Origin of the sequence: Ottowia sp. SB7-C50 (assembly GCF_033110285.1) — a bacterium.
GTDB lineage: Bacteria > Pseudomonadota > Gammaproteobacteria > Burkholderiales > Burkholderiaceae_C > Ottowia.
In genome coordinates this window covers 1,424,772-1,448,057 of the sequence record NZ_CP136995.1, presented here as the reverse complement: position 1 = coordinate 1,448,057, position 23,286 = coordinate 1,424,772, and the positions used below count along the sequence as shown (strand labels likewise).

At 67.3% G+C, this 23,286-nt stretch carries 15 protein-coding genes; 7 read left to right on the top strand and 8 right to left on the bottom strand.

Features of this window, described 5'->3' with window-relative positions:
• Positions 1 to 122: 122 nt before the first annotated feature.
• The gene (locus R0D99_RS06875) at positions 123 to 1,949 is read left to right on the top strand and encodes a gamma-glutamyltransferase family protein (RefSeq protein ID WP_317750637.1); all 1,827 of its coding nucleotides are present in this window, start codon (positions 123 to 125) and stop codon (positions 1,947 to 1,949) included.
• A 102-nt stretch (positions 1,950 to 2,051) separates the two neighbouring features.
• Here R0D99_RS06875 and R0D99_RS06870 read toward each other — a convergent pair whose 3' ends face one another.
• From R0D99_RS06870 to R0D99_RS06845, 6 genes are all read right to left on the bottom strand, one after another.
• Complete coding sequence (locus tag R0D99_RS06870; RefSeq protein WP_317750636.1) at positions 2,052 to 3,359, bottom strand: TRAP transporter large permease; 1,308 nt, start codon at positions 3,357 to 3,359, stop codon at positions 2,052 to 2,054.
• Entirely contained in the window at positions 3,356 to 3,874 is a 519-nt protein-coding gene (locus tag R0D99_RS06865) for a TRAP transporter small permease (protein WP_317750635.1), read from the bottom strand. The genes R0D99_RS06870 and R0D99_RS06865 overlap by 4 nt, the downstream gene beginning before the upstream one ends.
• Positions 3,874 to 4,902, bottom strand: a complete 1,029-nt coding sequence (locus tag R0D99_RS06860; protein ID WP_317750634.1) for a TRAP transporter substrate-binding protein — start codon at positions 4,900 to 4,902, stop codon at positions 3,874 to 3,876. The genes R0D99_RS06865 and R0D99_RS06860 overlap by 1 nt, the downstream gene beginning before the upstream one ends.
• A 107-nt stretch (positions 4,903 to 5,009) precedes the next feature.
• Complete coding sequence (locus R0D99_RS06855; protein WP_317750633.1) at positions 5,010 to 5,342, bottom strand: hypothetical protein; 333 nt, start codon at positions 5,340 to 5,342, stop codon at positions 5,010 to 5,012.
• Between the two features lie 92 nt (positions 5,343 to 5,434).
• Positions 5,435 to 7,036, bottom strand: coding sequence for an indolepyruvate oxidoreductase subunit beta family protein (locus R0D99_RS06850; RefSeq protein ID WP_317750632.1), 1,602 nt, complete (start codon positions 7,034 to 7,036; stop codon positions 5,435 to 5,437).
• A complete protein-coding gene (locus R0D99_RS06845; protein WP_317750631.1) occupies positions 7,033 to 9,198 on the bottom strand; it encodes an indolepyruvate ferredoxin oxidoreductase subunit alpha in 2,166 nt (721 codons plus the stop codon). Before R0D99_RS06845 ends, R0D99_RS06850 begins: the two co-directional genes overlap by 4 nt.
• An 83-nt stretch (positions 9,199 to 9,281) precedes the next feature.
• Here R0D99_RS06845 and R0D99_RS06840 point away from each other — a divergent pair, with 83 nt between their 5' ends.
• Complete coding sequence (locus R0D99_RS06840; protein ID WP_317750630.1) at positions 9,282 to 10,193, top strand: LysR family transcriptional regulator; 912 nt, start codon at positions 9,282 to 9,284, stop codon at positions 10,191 to 10,193.
• Positions 10,194 to 10,253: 60 nt separating this feature from the next.
• Here the strand turns inward: R0D99_RS06840 and R0D99_RS06835 are convergent, their stop codons facing one another.
• Entirely contained in the window at positions 10,254 to 11,897 is a 1,644-nt protein-coding gene (locus R0D99_RS06835; protein WP_317750628.1) for an acyl-CoA synthetase, read from the bottom strand.
• An 89-nt stretch (positions 11,898 to 11,986) separates the two neighbouring features.
• Between R0D99_RS06835 and dnaG the strand changes: the two genes are divergently transcribed.
• From dnaG to R0D99_RS06815, 4 genes are all read left to right on the top strand, one after another.
• A complete protein-coding gene (gene dnaG, locus R0D99_RS06830; RefSeq protein ID WP_317750627.1) occupies positions 11,987 to 13,828 on the top strand; it encodes a DNA primase in 1,842 nt (613 codons plus the stop codon).
• A 336-nt stretch (positions 13,829 to 14,164) separates the two neighbouring features.
• The gene (rpoD, locus tag R0D99_RS06825; RefSeq protein ID WP_317750626.1) at positions 14,165 to 16,450 is read left to right on the top strand and encodes an RNA polymerase sigma factor RpoD; all 2,286 of its coding nucleotides are present in this window, start codon (positions 14,165 to 14,167) and stop codon (positions 16,448 to 16,450) included.
• 124 nt (positions 16,451 to 16,574) lie between these two features.
• On the top strand, positions 16,575 to 17,792 hold the full coding sequence (locus R0D99_RS06820; protein WP_317750625.1) for a multidrug effflux MFS transporter: 1,218 nt from the start codon (positions 16,575 to 16,577) through the stop codon (positions 17,790 to 17,792).
• 204 nt (positions 17,793 to 17,996) lie between these two features.
• Positions 17,997 to 18,911 (top strand): mechanosensitive ion channel family protein, encoded by a 915-nt coding sequence (locus R0D99_RS06815; protein WP_317750624.1) that lies wholly within the window; start codon positions 17,997 to 17,999, stop codon positions 18,909 to 18,911.
• Between the two features lie 45 nt (positions 18,912 to 18,956).
• Here R0D99_RS06815 and R0D99_RS06810 read toward each other — a convergent pair whose 3' ends face one another.
• Positions 18,957 to 22,568: an indolepyruvate ferredoxin oxidoreductase family protein gene (locus tag R0D99_RS06810; RefSeq protein WP_317750623.1), complete on the bottom strand. Its 3,612-nt coding sequence runs from the start codon at positions 22,566 to 22,568 to the stop codon at positions 18,957 to 18,959.
• Positions 22,569 to 22,701: 133 nt separating this feature from the next.
• Here R0D99_RS06810 and R0D99_RS06805 point away from each other — a divergent pair, with 133 nt between their 5' ends.
• Entirely contained in the window at positions 22,702 to 23,238 is a 537-nt protein-coding gene (locus tag R0D99_RS06805; protein WP_317750622.1) for an Lrp/AsnC family transcriptional regulator, read from the top strand.
• Positions 23,239 to 23,286 lie beyond the last annotated feature (48 nt).

Sequence of the window (23,286 nt, the reverse complement as noted above, 5' to 3'; positions counted from 1 at the left end):
TAGCTTATCAGCCTTCTGTAGCAAGCGCTCAGGGCATTTTGTTGTCGAATCCATCGTGTGAGACGGGGCGTTCGCTGCGCTACCATGGGCTTGCCAACACCCTATCTGGAGGAGCTTTTCGCATGACCCCACGCCACCTGTTCGTCGTCAGCGCCCTGGCCAGCGCCGCCCTGCTCGCCGGCTGCGCCAGCGGCCTGCGCTACACGCCACCCAGCACGCCGGTGACGCCCGAAGGCGGCTCGGGCTGGACCGACAAGCCGGGTTGGGCCACCGAGCAATTCGCCGTCGCCTCGGCCAACCCGCTGTCGACCGACGCCGGCTATCAGGTGCTGAAGGCCGGCGGCAGCGCGCTGGATGCGGCCATCGCCGTGCAACTGGTGCTGGGGCTGGTCGAGCCGCAGTCCAGCGGCATCGGCGGCGGTGCCTTCCTGCTGCATTCGTCCGGCCGCGACGTCACGGCGTGGGACGGCCGCGAGACCGCGCCGGCGGCGGCCGACGAAAAGCTGTTTCTGGGCGCCGACGGCAAGCCGATGGCCTTCCACGACGGCGTGGTGGGTGGTCGGTCGGTCGGCGTGCCCGGCACGGTGCGCATGCTGGAGCAGGCGCACAAGGTGCATGGCCGCCTGCCGTGGACCGAGTTGCTCCAGCCCGCCATCCTGCTGGCCGAGCAGGGCTTCCAGGTCAGCCCGCGCCTGAACACGCTGCTGAAAAACGAGCAACATCTGAAGAAAGACCCGGTCGCCGCGGCCTTCTTCTACGACGCCGCTGGCAACCCCTGGCCAGTCGGGCACGTGCTCAAGAATCCCGAGTACGCCGCCGTGCTGAAGGGCATTGCCGCGCGTGGCGCCAGCGCGCTGCTGGAAGGCCCGGTCGCGCAAGCCATTGTCGACAAGGTGACCAAGCACCCCACCAACCCCGGCCAGATGACGCTGGCCGACCTGGCCGGCTATCAACCCAAGCGCCGCGCGCCGCTGTGCTTTGACTATCCCGTGGCCCCAGCGGCCAGGACGTACGAGATCTGCGGCTTCCCGCCGCCGTCGTCGGGCGCCATCGCCATCGGGCAGATCCTGGGCATCCTGGCGCGCACGCCCGCCGCGCAGATGAAGCCAGGCGCCGACGGCCTGCCCACCGCCGACTGGCTGCACTACTACACCGATGCCGCGCGCCTGGCCTTTGCCGACCGCGCTCAATACGTGGCCGACCCCGACTTCGTGCAGCCGCCCGGCGGCAGCTGGACGAGCCTGCTGGCGCCCGCCTACCTGCAAAGCCGCGCCGCGCTGATCGGTGCGCAGAGCCTGAAGCTGGCGCAGCCCGGCAACCCCGGCGCAGTGAAGACCAGCCACGCGCCCATGCCCGACCAGCCCGAATACGGCACCAGCCACATCAGCATCGTCGACGGCTACGGCAATGCGCTGGCCATGACCACCACCATTGAAGACCAGTTCGGCGCGCGCCAGATGGTGAAAGGCTTCCTGCTCAACAACGAGCTGACCGATTTCAGCTTTGCCCCCACCGACGCGCAGGGCCAGCCGATTGCCAACCGCGTGCAGCCGGGCAAGCGCCCGCGCTCGTCGATGGCGCCCACACTGGTGTTCGAGAAAGGCGCCGACGGCACGCGCGGCCCGCTGGTGATGAGCGCCGGCAGCCCAGGCGGCGCGCTCATCATCCACTACACCGCCAAGACGCTGTACGGCGTACTCAACTGGGGCCTGACGCCGCAGCAGGCCATCAACCTGCCCAACTTCGGCTCCACCAACGGCCCGAGCGTGCTGGAAGAAAAGCGCTTCGCGCCCGCCACCGTGGAAGCTTTGCGCACGCGCGGCGCCGAGGTGCGCGAGATGAACATGACCAGCGGCCTGCAGGCCCTGACGCGCGCCGAAGTGCACGGCAAGAAGCTGTGGCTGGGCGGCGCCGACCCGCGCCGCGAGGGCGTGGTGATGGGCGACTGACGCGGATGCCCGCTGGCTGCCCGGCGGCCATTGCTACATTTAGCATAGCATCTTACGCAGAAACGGCGCCCGCAAGGCGCCGTTTCTTTTGAAAGACCTGCCCTACTGCACGAAGCTCGGCAGCCACAGTGAGATGGCCGGAAACGCGCACAAGATCACCAGCCGCACCACGTCGATGGCAATGAAGGGCATGGTGCCGCGGTAGATGTCGGTCAGCGAGATGTCGCGCACGATGGAGTTGATGACGAACACGTTGATGCCGACCGGCGGGCAGATCATGCCGAAGGTGACGGCCATCACGATGATGACGCCGAACCAGATCGGATCAAACCCCAGCTGCATCATGGCCGGGAACACGATGGGCACCGTCAGCAGGATCATGGCCAGCTCGTCCATCACCGCGCCCAGGATGAAGTAGCCCACCAACACCAGGGCCAGCACGCCGTACTTGCCCACTGGCAGGTGCACCAGAAACTCCACCGCCTGCTGCGTGAACTGCGTGATGGTGAGAAAGTAGCCAAACAGGTAGGCGCCGATGACGATGGTCATGATGGCCGAGGACACGCGCAGTGTGTCGACCAGCGCATCCTTGATGCCGCGCGGCCCCAGCCGACCGCGCAGCAGACCAATCACCAGCGTGCCCACCGCGCCCACGCCCGCGGCTTCCGTCACCGTATACAGCCCTCCGTAGATGCCGCCCAGCACGAAGGCAAACAGCAGGATGGTGGCCCACAGGCCGCGCAGGGTGCTGAAGCGCTCTGACCAGCTGTGGCTATCGCCGCGGGGCATCAGGTCAGGCCGCCGCCAGGCGATGATCTGCACCACGATGAAGTAAAAAACGATAGCAAGCAGCCCAGGCAGAACGCCGGCCGCGAACAGCTTGGAGATGTCGGTTTCCGTCATGATGCCGTACAGCACGAAGATGACGGAGGGCGGGATCATGATGCCCAGCGTGCCACCCGCCGCGATCAGCCCGGCCGACAGCGCACCCGAATAGCCGGCGCGCCGCATCTCCGGCAGCGCCACCTGCGTCATGGTGGCGGCCGTGGCCACCGACGAGCCGTTGATGGCGGCAAAGCCGCCGCACGCCGCAATTGACGCCATCGCCAGCCCGCCGCGCAGATGGCCCAGCCACGCACGACCGGCCGCGAACAGCTCCTTGCTCATGCCCGAGCGCGTGGCAAACGCGCCCATCAGGATGAACATGGGGATCACGCTGAGGTTGTAGTCCGTTACCACGGACAGCGGCACGTTGGACAGCAGGTTGAGCGCGGGCTTCCACCCCGACAGGGCGCCGAAGCCGACCACGCCCACGATGCCCATCGACACCCCGATCGGCACACGCAGCGCCATCAGGGCGAACATGCCGACGAAGCCCAGCAGGGCCACCATTTCGCGGCTGATGCTCATACGCGTCCTTCGTGCTCAGGCAGTGCAGCAGCGTCGGCCATACTCGGCGCGTGCCCGCGTGCCAGCAGGGCCAGGCGCGCCACGCACAACACGGCGGCCACCGTCATGCCCAGCGCCGCCGCGGCATAGAACCACACCAGCGGCAGGCGCAGGTCGTTGGTGCCCTGCGTGCCGGTACTCGCCACCTTCTCCCACACCATCCACGCGGTGGGAATCAGGAACGCCGCCGTCAGCGAAGTCGCCAGCACATCCAGCGCCCGCCGGCCGCGCTGATGCAGGTATTCCCACAGCATGTCGACACAGATGTGGCTGCCGTAATAGGTCGTCAGCGCGATACCCCAGAACAGCGCGATGCCCTGCAACATGCGCGAGCCGTCATACCAGTCGGGCAGCGACGGGCCGCCGAAGTCGCGCAGCATCACGTTGGCGGCCGTCAGCAGCGCGATCAGCAGCAGGAACACCGCCGCCACCACTTCGGTGACGACGAGCAGGCGCCGGCCCATGCCTTGGCGCATCAATGGCCACCCTTGCGGGTTGCCAGCTCCTTGCGCAGGTCATCGAGCGCCTTCTTGGCATCGGTGCCTGCCTTGGTCACATCGGCCGCCCATTGCGTGTAGACCGGCTCGGCCGACTTCTGCCACGCCGCCAGCTGCGCGGGCGACACGGGCACCATGGTGTGGCCACCCAGCTTGATCATCTTCTCGCGGCCGGAATCCTCATCGTCACCCCAGGCAGCGCCGATCTTGCCGGCCCATTCGTTGGTGCAGTGGTCGTCAATGACCTTCTTCTGCGCGGCCGAGAGCTTGTTGTAGAAGCCCGGGTTCATGGTCCACGCAAAGTCGGACGAATACATGCGCGTGTCGGTGTGGTACTTGACCGCCTTGTCGATGCCGAAAGTGATGATCGAATGCCACGGGAACATGATGGCGTCGGCCACGCCCTTTTCCAGCGCGTCGCGCGACTCGGGCGCCGACACCTGGACGTTGGTCGCGCCCACGGCACTCATGTATTGCGACGCGGTGCCGTTGGACGAGCGGATCTTCATGCCCTTGAGCTGCTCGGGGCTGTCGATGGGCTTCTTGGAGTGCATGGTGCCCACGTGCAGGTGCGCCAGGCAGAACTTCACGTCCTTCATTTCCTTGCCGGCATAGGCGCGGTACCACTGGTCCAGCGCGGCCGAGCCGGGGCCCGGTTTGGCGATCAGGAAGGGCAGCTCACCCGCGGCAAACAGCGGAAAGCGCCCGGCCTGGTAGCCCGGGTTGGCCCAGGTCAGATCGGCGATGCCGTCGCGCGCCATGTCGTAGTGGTCGGCCGCCTTGCCCAGTTGCTGGGCCGGGAACAGCATCACCTTGATGCTGCCCTTGGAAGCCGCCTCCACCGACTTCGCCCACGGCTCGAACCCCAGTTTGGCGAGCGGGTGGCTGGCCGGCAGCCAATGCGCAAAGCGCAACTCGACCGGCTTGTCCTGCGCCACGGCGGCGCCGGCAGCCATCAGCAGGCCTGCAGCAACGGCCACGCGGGCGGTGCGGTTCACGAATTTCATGGCTTGTCTCCTTGGTTGAAATGGACCTGAGCGGTCAATACATAAACACATCTGATCTTGCTTGGGTGCAGGCTACAGCGACAGGGTGTTTTCCCCGTGGCTGTGCGTCATGTCAGCGGTGGCCCGGCGGCGCCTTCCGTCAACCTGCCAGCCTGGTTGTTCAGCGTCATCAGCAACTCGAAATGGCGAATGCGCACCGACTGCCCGGTGCGCCGCTCGGCCTGCGCGATCCAGGCCGCATCGTGCGCGCGCTGCGCGGCTTCCACGCTCGGCCAGAAGTAGATGCCGGCACCCGTCTGACCATCGGAGCCCAGCAGATAGTGCTTGCGCAGCAAGTCGGCGTTGGCGCGCCAATGGGGCACGGTGGCGCGCGCCCCTTCATCGATCGCGCTGCGCGTGCTGCCCGGCGGATGCGTGAATTCGACCAGTTCGACGATCATGCGGTTTGCTATTTAAACAAGAGCAATAAATCAGGACAGCGCGCCAACGTGCGGCCGAAAATGTGCTGCACAGCGGATTCGGCCCACGCGCGTCACGCCCGCCCTTTCAGCCCCGCCGGCTTGCGCACCCAGCGGATCGGTTGCTCGCGCACCGGCCGCGCGGGGGCGCCGTGGGCGCGCAGCGCGGCGTCCAGCTGCGTGCCGGCTTCGTCTTTCAGCGCGGCTTCACGCGCGGTGGCCACGGCGGCGGCGCGCGCGGCGGCGTCGCCCACGGTGCCGGTCAGCGCCAGGTGGTCGATCACGTGCAGCAGGTTGGCCTTGCCGCGCTCATTGGTCGTGCCGTAGCCCTTGATGAGGCGGCCGCAGCGCGCCACTTCCAGCCCCAGCGCGGGGCTGGCCTTGAACGAGCGCTCGATGCCCTGCAGCCAGCGCTCGATCAGCGCCTGCTCCTCGGCCCAGCGCGAGCCACGCTGGCGCATGCCTTTCAACGACCCCAGCACGCGCAGCGCCGCCATGCCCAGCACGGTGTGCGTGCCCACCTTGAGCGGGCGCGACCACGGCGCCTGGCCGCGCGCCACCCGCGACGCGTCCCAGCGCGTCAGCCGATCGGCCCAGGGCTTGGGCAGCAGGCCGGCGAACTCGGGCACGCCGGGCTTGAAGTGGTCGTATACCTTGAGCAGATCGCCCTCGCCCGCCTTCACCTCGCGCTGCACACGCTCGCGCCGCGAGGCCACGGCCTTGAGCTGCGCCACGCGCACGATGTCGTCAAACGCCATCCACAGCGCCAGCCAGCGCGCCGCCTCGTGCGTGGCATCGCCCGCGTGGCCACCGGCGGCCTGCTCGGCTGTCCACAGCGACTGCATGCGCTTCAGGTACAGCGCGCCGTAGTCGGCGTCGTGGTATTCCGTGACGCGCGCCAGGCCTTGGGACAAACGTTCTTGCAACGCAGGCGGAAACGTCTGGATGATGGGGTGAACAAGCTCAGCGGGCGCGGGCGCTCTACCAGCTTGGCCGGACAGCTCTTTTGTTGATAGCAAATCACGCACCGAATCAACCCGCGCCCGCTGTTGCTCCACCGCCGCATACCCAAGTGCAAAGCCACGCAGGCTGGCCTGAGCGCTGGCGCCGCCCGCGCCCACCACGGCTTCGTAGTCGACGCGCATGAAGGGCAGCACGCCGCTGGCCGCCACGCAGCCCAGCATCACGCTGCTGACCACCGTGGCGGCCTCGCGCGTGAGCGCCGCCATGTCCAGGATGTGGTGGCGCTGCGCGTGGGACTGGATGATGGCCGCCAGTTGCGCATCGTCCCAGCGGCCGTCGCCCAGTTCCATGCGCTCGGCCGTGGTGAGTGCGCGCGCGGTGGAGGCGATCACCGTGGTACGGTTGGCCGCGCTCATGCCGTTGCCGATCTGGCGCACTGTTTCCAGCAACTCGCTCGACACCAGCAGGTCCAGCTTGCCGGGCAGCGGCGTCAGGCCGAACACCGGGCGCCGGCCGCCCAGTTCGCTGTGCAACTGGGGCCAGAACTCCAGGTAATAAGTGGTGGCACCCGTGCGCTGCGCCACGCCGGGAATCGACGTGGCCTGCGCCGGGTAGCCGGCCTGGCGTGCCACGGCCGTGAGCCATTCGGCCAGCACGCCGCCGCCCTCGCCGCCCAGTGCGCACAGCAACACCGTGATGGGTTGGGTCGTCATGCGCGCACCTCTGCTGGCTGCAACGCACGCACCAGCGCGCCGCGCAGGCCGTGCAGCAGCCGCTCGTGCCAGCGCGGGTTCTGCACCACCTCGGCGCGGTAGAAGCTGGGGCACAGCGTGGCGGCGTGCGCGTTTTCGCCGCACAGGCCGCAGCCCACGCACCCGTCGATCACGGTCGCCACCGGGTCGACCTTGAGCGGGTCGGGGTTGTCCTTGAGCGTCAGCGTGGGACAGGCCGAGACGCGAATGCAGGCGTGGTCGCCTGTGCACACATCCTCGTCCACCCCATATTTCACGCGCACTATGCGCTCTTTTTTCTTGAGCAGGCTGGCCACCCACGGCTTCAACCGGCGCTGGCGTTCGAGCTGGCATTCGCCTTCGGCAATCACCACCTTCAGGCCGTGGAAGGGGCTGGTGAAAGCTTCTTCCAGCGTGGCGCGCATCTCGGCCACCTTGTAGCTGTTGACCACGCGCAGCCACTTCACGCCCAGGCCTTGCAAAGCGTTCTCGATGGTCTGGTTGGTGTGCACCAGGCTCTGGCCCTTGTCGTCGGCGTTGAACTTGGCGTCTTCGCTGGGCGTGGAGATGATGTCCTGCGTGCCCGTGGCCGAGGTGTAGCCGTTCTTGAAAATCAGCAGCACGGCGTCGTCGCCATTTAGCAGCGCGGCCTGCACGCCGGTGACGATGCCGTTGTGCCAGAAGCCGCCGTCGCCCATGATGGCCAGCACGCGCCGGTTCATGTGCGGCGACACGCCCGCGCGGCTGGCCAGGCTCATGCCAAAGCCCAGGATGGTGTGGCCGGTGTTGAAGGGCTCGAAGGTGCCGAATGAGTGGCAGCCAATGTCGGCCGACACGTGCACCGGCCCCACCGTCTGCTGCGCCAGCTTGAGCGCGCTGAACACCGGCCGCTCCGGGCAGCCAATGCAAAAGCCCGGCGGGCGCGCCGGCAGCGGCTCGGGCAGCGCCTTGGCCACGTCGGCGCGGCGCTGCTGGTTGGCGGCCAGCCAGTCGGCCACGGCCTGCGTATCGACGTCAGGCGCCACCTTGGTCAGCCACTTGGCCAGGCCCGCGGCCATCACTTCCACCGTGTATTCGCCGCCCATGGGCAGCACGTCCTTGCCGGCCAGCGGCGTCTGGATGTCCTGCCGGCGCAGCAGCGTGGCAATTTCCTGCTCGATGTATTCGGGCTGGCCTTCTTCCAGCACCAGAACGGCGCGCTTTCCCGCACAGAAGTCGGTGATCTGCTGCGGCACCAACGGGCTGGTCACGTTGAGCACCAGCGTGGGCACGGCCAGTTCGCCAAACGCATCGGCCAGGCCGAACTGCTGCAGCGCGCGCACCAGCGTGTTGTACAGGCCACCCTGCACAATCAGGCCCAGATCGCCCTTTTGCGCCGCGTGCAGTTCGTTCAAACCGTGCTGCACGATGTAGCGGCGCGCGGCCGGAATGCGCTCGTCGTACTTGAGCTTCTCGTGCCGGAAGGTGACGGGCGGGTGCGCGAGCTTTTCGTAGCTGAAGCCCGCCGGGTCTTCCATCAGCGCACGGGTGGAGATGGCTGGCGCGCGGTTGTCGCGCGCCGTGAAGCTGCCGCGCACGTGGCAGGCGCGGATGCGCAGCTCCATCATGGCGGGCATGTTGCTGGCTTCGCTTAGGGCAAAGCCATGCTCCACCATGTCGACCATCTGCGCCAGGTCGGGCCGCGGGTCGAGCAGGATCATCCCGGACTTGATGGCGTAGGCGTGGGTGCGCTCCTGGATCACGCTGGCGCCTTCGCCGTAGTCTTCGCCCACGACGATCAGCACGCCACCCGTGACGCCGGGCGACGACAGGTTGGACAGCGCATCGGCCGCCACATTGGTGCCCACGATGCTTTTCCACGTCACAGCGCCGCGCAGCGGATAGTGGATGGACGCGCCCAGCATGGCGGCGGCCGAGGCTTCGTTGGAGCACGCTTCCACATGCACGCCCAGCTCGCCCATCAGCCCCTTCGCCTGCACCAGCACATCCATCAGGTGCGACACCGGCGCGCCCTGGTAGCCGCCCACGTAGGCCACGCCCGATTGCAGCAGCCCCTTGGTGATGGCCAGGATGCCCTCGCCATGAAACGTGTCGCCCGCGCCCAGTCGCAGCGATTCGATCTCGTGCGCGAATGAAACTTCCATGCGTATGTTGTCTCCTGGCACGCAGTGTCGGCCGCGGTGCGACATCCATCAATACAATGAAACTGATAAATGACATGCACTGAATGAATATCGAATCGATCGACCTCAATCTGCTGCGCTTGTTCGACGCCATCTGGCGCCGCCGCAACGTGAGCCAGGCCGCCGAGGAACTGGGACTGTCGCAGCCCGCCGCGAGCCAGGGCCTGGGCCGGCTGCGCCGGCAATTGGGCGACGCCCTGTTTCACCGAGCGCCCGGCGGCGTGCAGCCCACGCCCCGCGCGGACCAGTTGGCCGCGGCGATCCAGTCCGCGCTGTCGCTGCTTGAAAGCGCGCTGCAGGCACCGGCCGACGCGTTCGTGCCGCAACAATCGCGCCGCGTGTTCCGGTTGCATCTGTCGGACATCGGCGAAGCGCGCTTTCTGCCTGCGTTGATGGCCCTGCTGCGGCACGAGGCGCCGTTCACCCGAATAGAAACCGCGCCGCTGCCGCAGGCCGAGATTGCGCCAGCGTTGCATGCCGGCCGCATCGACCTGGCGATCGGCTATCTGCGCGAGGTGACCGACACGTCGACCCGCGCGCTGCTGACCGATGTGTACGTGGTGATGCTGCGACACGACCACCCGGTGGCGCGCCGCTGGCGACGCAGCAGGACAGCGCCAGGCCACGACGCGCTGGGCGAACTGGAATTTGCCACGGTGCGCTCACACGCCGACACGCTGCGCATCCTGAACCTGCTTGGCCTGCAGGATCGCGTGCGGCTGACGGCGGCCAACTTTCTCTCGCTGCCCATGACGGTGCAGACGACCGACCTGGCGGTGCTGATGCCGCGCTCCATTGCCGTCGGCATTGCGCCCCAACGTCAATTCGCGCTGTTCGACCCGGTCCTGCCGATGCGCGAGCTCAGCGTCGCCATGCACTGGAGCCGTCGCTTCGAGCACGACCCGGCGCAGCGCTGGCTGCGCAGCCGCGTCGCGGCGCTTTTTCCGGGCGGCTAGCTTAATTTGCTAGTTTATTGATAGCATAAAACCCAGGTCAAATCAGCGCAGCGGCGCCATTCATACATCAATTGCCGTCGCCGACCCCGCCTGCTTGCGCAGCTCGAACTTCTGGATCTTGCCGGTGCTGGTCTTGGGCAGCTCGCCGAACACGATGAAGCGCGGCACCTTGAAGCCAGCCAGGTGCTGCTTGCAATGGGCGTCGATGTCTTCCCTGGTCACCTCGGCGCCGGCCTTCAGTTCCAGGAAGGCGCAGGGCGTCTCGCCCCACTTGTCGTCGGGCTTGGCCACCACGGCGGCGGCCAGCACGGCGGGGTGGCGGTACAGCACGTCTTCGACTTCGATGGATGAGATGTTCTCGCCACCCGAGATGATGATGTCCTTGCTGCGGTCCTTGATCTTGATGTAGCCGTCGGGGTATTGCACCGCCAGGTCGCCGCTGTGGAACCAGCCACCGGCAAACGCCTCTTCCGTCGCCTTGGGGTTCTTCAGGTAGCCCTTCATGGCGATGTTGCCGCGGAACATGATCTCGCCCATGGTCTCGCCGTCCCACGGCACGGGCTGCATGGTCACGGGGTCGAGCACGCGCGCGTCGCGCTGCAGGTGGTAGCGCACGCCCTGGCGCGCGTTCAGGCGCGCACGCTCGCCGATGTCCAGTTCGTCCCACGCGTCGTGCTTGGCGCACACGGTGGCGGGGCCATAGACCTCGGTCAGGCCGTAGACGTGGGTCAGATCGAAGCCCATCTTTTCCATGCCCTCGATCATCGACGCCGGCGGCGCGGCGCCGGCCACCATGCATTTCACGCCCTCCGGCACGCCCTGCTTCATGTCGTCGGGCGCATTGACCAGCAGGCCGTGCACGATGGGCGCGCCGCAGTAGTGCGTGACGCCGTGCTGGCGGATGGCGTCGAAGATCGCCTTGGCCTCCACGCGGCGCAGGCACACGTTGACCGCCGCGCGCGCCGCCACCGTCCACGGAAAGCACCAGCCGTTGCAGTGAAACATGGGCAGCGTCCACAGGTACACCGCATGCTTGGGCAGGTCCCATTCAAGAATGTTGCTGACCGCGTTGGTGGCCGCGCCGCGGTGGTGGTAGACGACGCCCTTGGGGTTGCCGGTGGTGCCGGAGGTGTAGTTGAGCGCGATGGCGTCCCACTCGTCGGCGGGGTATTTCCAGTCAAATTTCGGGTCGCCCTGCGCCACGAAGGCTTCGTAGGTGGTGCTGCCGATCTTCTGGCCCTCGCCGTACAGCACGTCCTCGACGTCGATGACGAGCAGCGGCGCCTTGGATTCGCGCAGCGCCAGCGCCTTCTTGACGATGCTGGCGAATTCCGGGTCGACGATGATGGCCTTGGCCTCGCCGTGGTCCAGCATGAAGGCCACGGCCTCAGGGTCGAGCCGGGTGTTGAGCGTGTTCAGCACCGCGCCCGCCATGGGTACGCCAAAGTGCGCCTCCACCATCGGCGGCGTGTTGGGCAGCATCACGGCCACGGTGTCGTTCTTGCCAATGCCGGCCTTTGTGAGCGCGCTGGCCAGCTGACGGCAGCGCGCGTAGGTCTGGCCCCAGCTCTGGCGCAGGTCGCCGTGCACGATGGCCAGCTTGTCGGGGTAGACCTCGGCCGTGCGCTGGATGAAGGCCAGCGGCGTGAACGGGGCAAAGTTGGCTTCGGTGCGCGGCAGGTCGGTGTCGAAAATGCTGGCCATGACGTGTCTCCAGTGGTGTTTCGGGCCATTCTAGGCAGGCGGCTGGGGGCCGTCTGAAAGGGCCTGCGGCCCATCGGCCAGAATAGCGCGTGGCGATTCCGCAGCATTTCATCCAGGAACTTCTGGCCCGTGCCGACGTGGTCGAGATCGTCGGCCGCTATGTGCAGCTGAAAAAGACCGGCGCCAACTTCTCGGGGCTGTGCCCGTTTCACAGCGAAAAGTCGCCGTCGTTCACCGTCAGCCCGTCCAAGCAGTTCTATCACTGCTTCGGTTGCGGCAAGAACGGCAACGCCATCGGCTTCCTGATGGACCACACCGGCGCCGGCTTTGTCGAGGTGGTGCACGACCTGGCGCAGCAATACGGCATGGTGGTGCCCGAAGACGAGCGCAGCCCGGCCGAACGCGCCCGCGCCGCGCAGGAAACCGAAAAGCGCCACACCCTCACCGACGTGCTGGCGCGCGCGGGCGAGGCGTACCGCAAGCACCTGAAGTCGGCGCCGCACGCCATCGACTACCTGAAAAAGCGCGGCCTGTCGGGCGCCATCGCGCGCGACTATGGCCTGGGCTACGCGCCCGAAGGCTGGCGCAGCCTGGCCAGCGTGTTTGCCGACTATGCCGATCCGCTGCTGGAAGAAAGCGGCCTGGTCATCGCGGGCGAGGATGACGCTTCGACAAGCTCGGGACAGGCCAAGCGCTACGACCGCTTCCGCGACCGCATCATGTTCCCCATCCGCTCGGTCAAGGGCGAAGTGATCGGCTTCGGTGGCCGCGTGCTGGGCGACGAAAAGCCCAAGTACCTCAACTCGCCCGAAACCCCGGTGTTTCACAAGGGCCGCGAGCTGTACGGCCTGTTCGAGGCCCGCAACGCCCTGCGCGAACACGGCTACGCACTGGTCACCGAAGGCTACATGGACGTGGTGGCGCTGGCCCAACTGGGCTTTGGCAATGCCGTGGCCACGCTGGGCACCGCCTGCACGTCGGACCACGTGCACAAGCTGTTCCGATTCACCGAGCAGGTGGTGTTCAGCTTCGACGGCGACGCCGCCGGCCGGCGTGCCGCGCGCAAGGCGCTGGAAGCCGCCCTGCCCCTGGCCACCGACGTGCGCAGCGTGCGCTTTCTGTTCCTGCCACCCGAACACGACCCCGACAGCTTCATCCGCGCCGAGGGTGCTGACGCCTTTGGCGCCGCGGTGAAAGGCGCCGTGCCGCTGTCGCGCTTTCTGCTGGACGCTGCCGCCGAGGACTGCGACATGGACACGGCCGAGGGCCGCTCGCGCTTTGCGGCCAACGCGCGCCCGCTGTGGCAGCAGCTGCCCGCTGGCGCGCTGGCGCAGCAGTTGCTGGGCGACATCGCCGGGCAGGTGCAGATCGGCGTGCACGAGCTGGAGCAGCTCTGGGGCCTGCGCCGCCCCACCCGCAGAAGCTATGAAAAAGAGAGCTACCCGCGCAGCAGGGACGAGCGCCAGCCCATCAAAAGACGTGAAACACCCGCCGCCCCGCGGCTGCGCCCTACGCGCCAGGCGCCGGCCAGCCGCGCCAGTCGTGCACTGCAGATCGTGCTGACCGACGCCGCGGCCTGGGATTCGATCAGCCAGGCCGACCACGCGCTGCTGTGCGACTTGCCGGCGCCGCATGGCGCGCTGTTCACCTGGCTGGCCGGCCAGCACCTGGACCACGGGCCGCAGCCCTGGGGCGCGCTGCGCGAAGGCCTGCGCGAGCATCCGCACGAGCAGTTCGCGGTCGACGAAGTGGGCCGCGTGTTGCCCGACATCGTCAACGACCCCGACGAGTTGCTGAGCATCCTGGCGCAGGTGCGCAAGGAGCGCGACGCCGCCGAAAGCCAGCGCCTGGCCGAAGCCGCCGCGGCGGGCGACGCCGACGCGTACGAGCAACTCAAGGCCCTGCAGCGCGCCCGTTCGCGCCCCGACTGACCGGCGTTCTGGCGCCAGCGGTGAAAAAACCGCCAGCGGCCCCTTGAAATCTGCCCGAAAAGTTATAATGTCAGGCTTGTCACCGGCAAGAGCGACAGCAGCACCTCCGAACCGGCCACGCGCACAGACAGCGGCGCACTTCCCGCAGCCCCCGGGATGGCCACCTATCGCAAGGACTGCATCCCAAATGTTCGCCCACCCATCTTGCCCACCGACGCCGGTCAGCCCCTTGGCCACGGCGTCCGTTGTTGAGTCACGTTTTACCGATTGATCCCGAGCCGCCCGCTCGCGCTGCTGTCTGCGCGCGCGTTCGCTCACAGCCCTGAGGTGCATTGGATGCCGACCAGCCAGAAGCCCGCCGCGAAAGCCCCTGCCAAGACCGCCGCCAAGACCACGGCCAAGAAGACCGCCGCTGCGGCAGAAGCCGAAGACCTGCCAACCCGCAAGGCCGCCGCCGCGCCCGCCAAGAAGGCCGCTGCCCCGGCACCCGCCAAGAAGGCCGGCCGGCCGGCCAAGGGCGCCGCCGCGGCCGAAAAGTCGACCCCGGCCAAGCGCGGCCGCCCCGGCAAGACCAGCGCGCGCGATGTCGAGGAAGAAGACCTGTCCGACATCGAAGGCGACCTGGAAGGCGAGCCCGAAGTCGTCACGCCCGAGCCCGGCGTTGAAAAGCCGAAGCCCCTGCGCATGAAGATCAGCAAGGCGAAGGAACGCGCCTTGATGAAGGAATTCGGCCTGGACGAGACCGTCCTGTCCGAAGAAGAAATGACCGCGCGCCGCGCCAACCTGAAGGCGCTGCTCAAGCTGGGCAAGACGCGCGGCTATCTGACGCACGTCGAAATCTCCGACCACCTGCCCGACAAGCTGTTTGACGCCGACACGCTCGAAGCCGTCATCACCACGCTGAACGACCTGGGCGTGGCCGTGTACGAGCAGACGCCCGACGCCGAGGCGCTGATCATCACCGCCAACGCGCCCACCGGTGCCAGCGAGGAAGAAGCCGAAGAAGCCGCCGAAGCCGCCCTGTCCACCGTCGACAGCGAATTCGGCCGCACCACCGACCCTGTGCGCATGTACATGCGCGAGATGGGCACGGTGGAACTGCTGACGCGCGAGGGCGAGATCGAGATCGCCAAGCGCATCGAAGGCGGCCTGATGGCGATGATGGAAGCCATCAGCGCCAGCCCCGCCACCATCGCCGAAATCCTGAAGATGTCGCAGGAAATCCGCGAGGGCAAGGTCGTCATCAACACCATCGTGGACGGCTTTGCCGACGCCAACGAGAACGACGACTACGTGGCCGAGGAAGACTTCGACGAATACGACGAAGAGGACGACGACGACGGCAAGGGCGGCTCCAAGGCCATGACGCGCCTGCTGGAAGCGCTGAAGACCGAGGCGCTGCAGCGCTTCGACGAAATCGCCGCGCTGTTCGACAAGGTGCACAAGGCCTACGACAAGGAAGGCTGGGGTTCGGCCAACTACGTCAAGGCGCAGCGTGCGCTGTCGGACCGGCTGATGACCATCCGCTTCACCGCCAAGACCATCGAGAAGCTGTGCGACATGCTGCGCAGCCAGGTCGACGACGTGCGCAAGTACGAGCGCGAACTGCGCCGCATCATCGTCGACAAGTGCGGCTACCCGCAGGAGCAGTTCATCATCGACTTCTCCGGCCGCGACCGCAACGGCAACAAGATCGGCTCGCACATCCTCAACCTGAAGTGGGTCGAGAAGCAGGCCGCCGCAGGCAAGCCGTGGAGCGCCGTGATGGAGCGCAACATCCCGCCTATCCAGGACCTGCAGCAGAAGCTGATCGACCTGCAGGCGCAGGTGGTGGTGCCGCTGGACGAGTTGAAGGACATCAACAAGCGCATGAACGAGGGCGAGGCCTCGTCGCGCGACGCCAAGAAGGAGATGATCGAGGCCAACCTGCGCCTGGTGATCTCCATCGCCAAGAAGTACACCAACCGCGGCCTGCAGTTCCTCGATTTGATCCAGGAAGGCAACATCGGCCTGATGAAGGCCGTGGACAAGTTCGAATACCGCCGCGGCTACAAGTTCTCGACCTATGCCACGTGGTGGATCCGCCAGGCCATCACCCGCAGCATCGCCGACCAGGCGCGCACCATTCGCATCCCGGTGCACATGATCGAGACCATCAACAAGATGAACCGCATCTCGCGCCAGCACCTGCAGGAGTTCGGCTTCGAGCCCGACGCCGGCATCCTGGCCGAGAAGATGGAGATCCCCGAGGACAAGATCCGCAAGATCATGAAGATCGCCAAGGAGCCGATCTCCATGGAAACGCCGATCGGCGACGACGACGATTCGCATCTGGGCGATTTCATCGAGGACCAGAACAACACTGCGCCCGTGGATGCCGCCATGCAGGCCGGCCTGCGCGACGTGGTGAAGGACATCCTCGACAGCCTGACGCCGCGCGAGGCCAAGGTGCTGCGCATGCGCTTCGGCATCGAGATGAGCACCGACCACACGCTGGAAGAAGTGGGCAAGCAGTTCGACGTCACGCGCGAGCGCATCCGCCAGATTGAAGCCAAGGCGCTGCGCAAATTGAAGCACCCGAGCCGCAGCGACAAGCTGCGCAGCTTCATCGATTCGCTTTAAAGACCAACAGCCGAACGCAGAGGGCGCAAAGGTTTCGCAAAAGTCGCCAAAAAGAAAATCTTGAATGGTTTTCTTTGGCGGCTTTTGCGGGCCTTTGCGTCCTTTGCGTTCAAGAAATGCCTGAATGAACCCCGACGCCCAACAACTGTGGAAGGCCCCGCGCTGGGCGCTGGCCGTGCTGCTGGCGGTGCTGGGCATGCTCGGGCCGTTCTCGATCGACACCTACATCCCGGCGTTTTCGGCCATCTCGCAGTCGCTGCAGGCCACGCCGGTGCAGATGCAGCAGACGCTGTCGGCCTATCTGTTCGGCTTTGCCTTCATGAACCTGTTTCATGGCGCGCTGTCCGACAGCTTTGGCCGCCGCCCCGTGATCCTGTGGGGGCTGGCGCTGTTCACGCTGGCGTCGCTGGGCTGCGCGCTGTCGCAAACAGTGGGGCAGCTGATCTTCTTCCGCGCGCTGCAGGGCCTGTCCACCGGCGCCGGCATCGTGGTGTCGCGGGCGGTGGTGCGCGACATGTTCCCGCCCGCCGACGCGCAAAAGGTGATGAGCCAGATCACCATCTTCTTCGGCGTGGCGCCCGCAGTGGCGCCCATCATCGGCGGGCTGATCGCCGAGTACCTCGACTGGCACGCCATCTTCTGGTTTCTGGTGGGCGTCGGCATCGTGCTGTGGGCCGCCAACTGGCGCCTTCTGCCCGAGACGCTGCACGTCGAGCAGCGCCAGCCGTTCCAGGTGGGCAACCTGATGCGGGGCTATGGGCAACTGCTGTCCGATCCGCGCTTTCTGCTGCTGGCGCTGGCCTCGGGCGTGCCGTTCAACGGCATGTTTCTCTACGTGCTGGGCGCGCCGGCGTTCCTGGGCGACATCCTGCACCTGCGGCCGACGCAGTTCTTCTGGTTCTTCGTCATGACGATCGGCGGCATCATGGCCGGGTCGTGGCTGTCGGGCCGCATGGCCGGCCGGGTGCGGCCCAAGAACCAGATCCTCCAGGGCTTTCGCATCATGCTGGCGGTGTCGGCCATCAACATCGTTGCCAACCTGCTCTTCGAGCCCCATGCGTGGTGGTCGCTGTGGCCCATTGCCGTGTTCGCCTTCGGCTGGGCGCTGATGGTGCCGGTGGTGACCCTGCTGGTGCTCGACCTGCACCCGGAGCGGCGCGGCATGGCGTCGTCGCTGCAGGCCGTGGTCGGCTCCACCGCCAACGGCGTGGTGGCTGGCGTGGTGGCGCCGCTGGTCATGCATTCGGCCATTGGGCTGGCGCTGGTGTCGTCGACCTTCATGGCCGTGGGCCTGCTGGCCTGGCTGTGGCTGCGCCAGCGCTGGCCTGACATCGGCGGCTGAAACCGCCGGGCGCTGCCCAAGGCATGGGCGGCCATGTCCTACGCGCGTCGCGCGCCAGTACTGCTAGTCTTGGGGTTCACATATCACGAGGCCCTGCACGCACCATCGCCGCCACGCCATTCCGCCGCACCTGGCGCCGCGCCACTTCGGCGAGCGAATTGACTTGCATGCGGCACGGGCCTCCCACGCTTCCCAAGGAGACCCATGGACCTCAGTGCTGCCTTTCACACCCTCGATCAGATGACGCGCGAGACGATCGCGCTGTTGCCCAACCTCGTCATCGCCTGCGTCGTTTTTGCCGTGTTCTGGCTGCTGGCCGGCGGCGTATCGACGGGCGTGCGCAGCGTGCTGCGAAAAGCCCACCGCCCCTTGAGTGTGGCGTTGATCTTCAGCCGCCTGGCCGGCTGGCTGGTGCTGGCGCTGGGCACGATGGTGGCGGTCACCATCGTGGTGCCGTCGATGAGCGCAAGCTCGCTGCTCGGCGCACTGGGCGTGGGCGGCGTGGCCATCGGCTTTGCCTTCAAGGACATCTTCCAGAACCTGCTGGCGGGCCTGCTGCTGCTCATCACGCGGCCGTTCCAGATCGGCGACGTGATCGTCAGCGGCAACCACGAAGGCACGGTGGAAGACATCCAGGTGCGCGCGACGCTGGTGCGCACCTACGACAACCGCCTGGTCGTGGTGCCCAACAGCGACCTCTACACCAACCGCGTGATCGTGATTTCGGCCAAGCCCGAGCGACGCGGTCAGATCAATGTCGGTATCGGCTACGGCGAGGACATCGAGCACGCCAAGCGCCTGATTCTGGACGCGGTGCGCCAGCTGCCCGAAATCGAGCAAAAACCCGAGCCGGTGGTGATGGCCACTGAACTGGGCGATTCCAGCGTGAACCTGGTGGTGCGCTACTGGGTCGGACCCAACACCGGCCGCAACCTGGTGCTGGCGACCGATGCCGTGATCGTCGCCGTCAAGAAGGTGCTGGACCAGGCCGGCGTGGAAATCGCCTACCCCACGCAGACGTTGCACCTGCGTCCCGCCGACCCGGCAGCGCCGGGCAGCCAGGACGACGACACCGCCCTGGCGCAGCGCCTGGCGGTGGCGCAGCCCGCGCGGGTCTGATGCGCTGCTGCCTGAGCGCGTGCGGCGCGCGCGATGCGCCGTCCGTCAGGCGCTGACGACGGGAATGCCCCGGAGCTGCCCCGCCTGCGGCTGCCGTGCCGGCGCCGGGTAGCGCACGGCGTCAAAGCGGTGCAGCAGTTCGGCCTCGCGCACGCGGGCCAGCAGCACGTTGGCGTGCTTGACGTGGCCGAAGCCGCGCATGGCCAGCGGCACCGCGGCAATGTCGGTGGCGGTCTTCAGGCGCTCGGCGTTCAACTGGGGCAGCAATTCGCGCACGCGGGCTTCGTAGCGGACAATCATTTCGCGCTCCATGCGCCGCTCGTCGGTTTTGCCAAAGATGTCGAACACGCCGCCGCGCAGCCCCTTGCCCTTGGCCAGCCAGCGCATGGCCGGCAGCATCCAGCGGCCCAACTCGATCTTGCGCGGCGGCTCGTCGCCCTGGCCACGCACCATGAGGGGCGGCGACATGTAGAAGCTCAGGCGCAAGTCGCCCTCGAACTGCTGTTCCAGCGCGGCGCGGAATGCCGGGTCGGCATACAGCCGCGCCACCTCGTATTCGTCCTTGTAGCTCATCAGCTTGAGCAGGCTGCGCGCCACGGCACGGGTGAAAGCCTCGCTGCCGGGCGCCACCGCCTGCTCGCGCGCGTGGGATTCGCGCACCAGTCGGGCATAGCGCTCGGCCCAGGCCGCGTTCTGGTACGCCGTGAGGTGGCTCATGCTGCGCGCGACCAGCGCGTCGAGCGAGTCGTCGGCGGCCTCTGCACGCTCGCCCAGCAGCGCCGCGCACGCGCCCGGGTCGTGGGCCGCCAGGCGGCCGAGCGAGAACGCGGCCAGGTTGGCCGGCACGGCCACGCCGTTGAGTTCAATCGCGCGTTGCATTGCCGCCAGGCTGATGGGCACCAGCCCGCGCTGCCACGCGTAACCCATGGCCAGCACGTTGGCCGTCACCGTGTCACCCAGAAAATCTTCGGCCAGGCGCTGCGCGTCAAAGGTTTCCACGCGGTCCTCGCCCGCGGCAAAACGCAGCTTGGCCAGCAGCAGCTCGGTCTTCAGATCGGCGTCGGGGTTCTTCAGCGATTCGGCCACGGGCGTCTCGTACACGTTGGCCAGGATGCGCGTGCGGCCGTGGCGTACGGCGGCCAGCGGCTCGGGCTGCGCCGCCACCACGGTGTCGCAGGCCAGCACGGCGTCGGCCTGCTGGGTGTCGATGCGCACCTGGTTCAGCCGCTCGGGCATGTCGGCCAGGCGCACGAAGCTCATCACCGCCCCACCCTTCTGCGCAAAGCCCATGAAGTCGAGCACGCTGGCGGACTTGCCTTCCAGGTGCGCGGCCATGGCGATGACGGCGCCCACCGTCACCACCCCCGTGCCGCCCACGCCGGTGACCAGCAGGTCGTACGGGCCGGTCCACACGTGCGGTGCGGGCTCGGGCAGGGTCGCCACCAGGCGCGCGAAGGCGTCCTGCCCCGCGCCGGCGCCGGCCAGCGCGCCGGCTTTCTTGCGCAGCTTGCCGCCGCTCACGCCCACAAAGCTGGGGCAGAAGCCCTTGGCGCACGAATAGTCCTTGTTGCAGGCGGTCTGGTCGATCTTGCGCTTGCGGCCCAGCGGCGTCTCCTGCGGCAGCACCGCCACGCAGTTGCTCTGCACGCTGCAGTCGCCGCAGCCTTCGCACACGGCTTCGTGGATGAACAGGCGCTTGTCCGGGTCGGCCATCTCGCCCTTCTTGCGGCGGCGGCGCTTTTCGGCGGCGCAGGTCTGCTCATAAATCAGCACCGTGACGCCATCGACCTCACGCAACTCTCGCTGCACGCGGTCCAGCTCGGCGCGGTCGAAGAAGCGCGTGCCGGCCGGGAACTTGCCCTTGACGCCGTCGTACTTGCCAATGTCGTCCGACAGGATCACCACCTGCTTCACGCCCTCGCTTTCGACCTGGCGGGCAATGGCATCCACGCTGATGACGCCATCGACCGGCTGCCCCCCCGTCATGGCCACGGCGTCGTTGAACAAAATCTTGTAGGTGATGCGCGCCGTGGCCGCCACGGCCTGGCGGATGGCCAGGTAGCCCGAGTGGTAATAAGTGCCATCGCCCAGGTTCTGAAACACGTGCGGCACCTGGGTAAAGCGCGAGTGCGACACCCAGTCGACGCCCTCGCCGCCCATCTGAATCAGGCCCGCCGTGTCGCGGTCCATCCAGTTGGCCATGAAGTGGCAACCGATGCCGGCGCGCGCCGTCGAGCCTTCGGGCACCTTGGTCGACGTGTTGTGCGGGCAACCGGCGCAGAAGTACGGCATGCGCTTGACGCTGTCGGAATCGTTGCTGAGCAGTTGCGGCAACGTGAAGTCGCGCACCAGCGCGCGCCGGTCGGCAAAGCGGGCCGGAAAGTGGCGGATCAGCCAGTTGGCCGTCAGCTCGATCAGGCGCGAGGGGCGCAATTCGCCCAGGCTGCTGACCAGCGGCGCGCCCTGCGCGTCCTTCTTGCCCAGGATGGCGGGGCGCAGCCCGCCGGGCGCGTTGTAGAACAGCTCGCGCAGCTGCGTCTCAACCACCGGGCCTTTTTCCTCGACGACCAGGATTTCCGTGAGTCCCTGCGCAAACGCCAGCGCGCGCGTGGTCTCGATGGGAAAGGACAGGCCGATCTTGTACAGCCGCACGCCCGCGTCGGCCAGCATCGCCGGCGTAATGTCCAGGCGCCGCAGCACTTCCATCAGGTCGTAATGCGCCTTGCCGCAGGTGACGATGCCCACCGTGGCGTGCGGCGACTCGATGACGTGGCGGTCGATGCTGTTGATGGACGAAAACGCCGCCACCGCTTGCAGTTTGTGCTGCAGCCGCTCCTCAATCTGTAGCGACGGGAAATCGGGCCAGCGGTAGTGCAGGCCTTGGGCGGGCGGCAGGTGGCGCGTCAGCGCGCTCACTTGGTCATTGCCCTTCCACGCCGCCACGCGCGCGTTGATGGCATCCAGGTCGACCGTGGCGCCGCACTCCACCACTTCCGACAGTGAGGTCAGCCCGACCCAGTTGCCCGAAAAGCGTGACAGCTGCCAGCCGTACAGGCCAAACTCCAGGTGCTCGGCCACGGTGGCCGGCGCCACCACGGGCATGTGATAGGCCTGAAACAGCTGGTCGCTCTGGTGCGGCATGCTGGACGACACACAGCCGTGGTCGTCGCCCGCCACCACCAGCACGCCGCCGTGCGGCGACGAGCCATAGGCGTTGCCGTGCTTGAGCGCGTCGCCCGCGCGGTCCACGCCCGGGCCCTTGCCGTACCACAGGGCAAACACGGCGTCGCAGGTCTTCTGCGGATCGCTTTCGACCCGCTGCGTGCCCAGCACCTGGGTGGCGGCCAGCTCTTCGTTGATGGCGGGCACGAACTCCAGGCCCGCCTCTTTCCACTTCGGGCCGGCCTTCCAGATCTGCTGGTCCACCATGCCCAGCGGCGAGCCGCGATAGCCTGACACGAATCCGCGCGTGTCCAGACCCGCCGCCTCATCGCGCCAGCGCTGCATCAGCGGCAGCCGCACCAGTGCCTGCGTGCCGGTCATGAAGACCTGGCCTTGGCGCGCCCACAGGTTGTCGCTCAGGCGGTAGTCCGGGCGGCGCACGTCGGGGGTTGCGGTGGGTGCGGCGGTGGCGCGCGATTCGGCGGTGGCGTGCATGGGTTGTGTCTCCTTGCCGGCGCCATCAAAGGGCGGCGGTCACGCCTTGACTGTAGGGCGAGCGGGCAAGAAGCGGGTTCTCCATTGCTCTTGTTTATGCGAAGATTAAAGAATAAATTTCCATCGATTCGACATGAAAGAGAACATTCTTCTCGACACCTACAGCCTGGCCATCCTGCGCGAATTGCAGCGCGACGCCCGCCAGACCGTGCAGCAGATCGCCGAGCGCGTGGGCCTGTCCAGCACGCCGTGCTGGAAGCGCATCAAGGACATGGAAGCGGCCGGCGTCATCACAGGCTACAGCGCGCTGGTCGATCGCACGCGCGTGGGCCTGAACCTGCTGGTGGTGGCCGAGATCAACCTCAGCCAGCACAGCGAAGACGTGGTGCAGGCGTTCGAGCGCGCCGTGCAGGCCACGCCGGCCATCGTGCGCTGCCTGTCGACCACCGGCCAGTCGGACTACATCCTCACCGTGCTGGTGCCGGGCATCGCCGAATACGAGCGCTTTCTGCACGACCAGTTGTTCAAGCTGCCCGGCGTGACGCACGTGCGCTCGTCCATCGTGCTGAAGGAAGTCAAGGCCGACGTGCGCCTGCCGGTGACGGCGGCGCCCCCTGCGCCCCCGCGCGCCCGCACGCGGGCCAGCGCGAGCCGCGCGCGGGCGGGCTGAGGGCGCTGGCCCTTGTCGGCCGCCGCGGGGTGGCAACAGCGGCTTTTT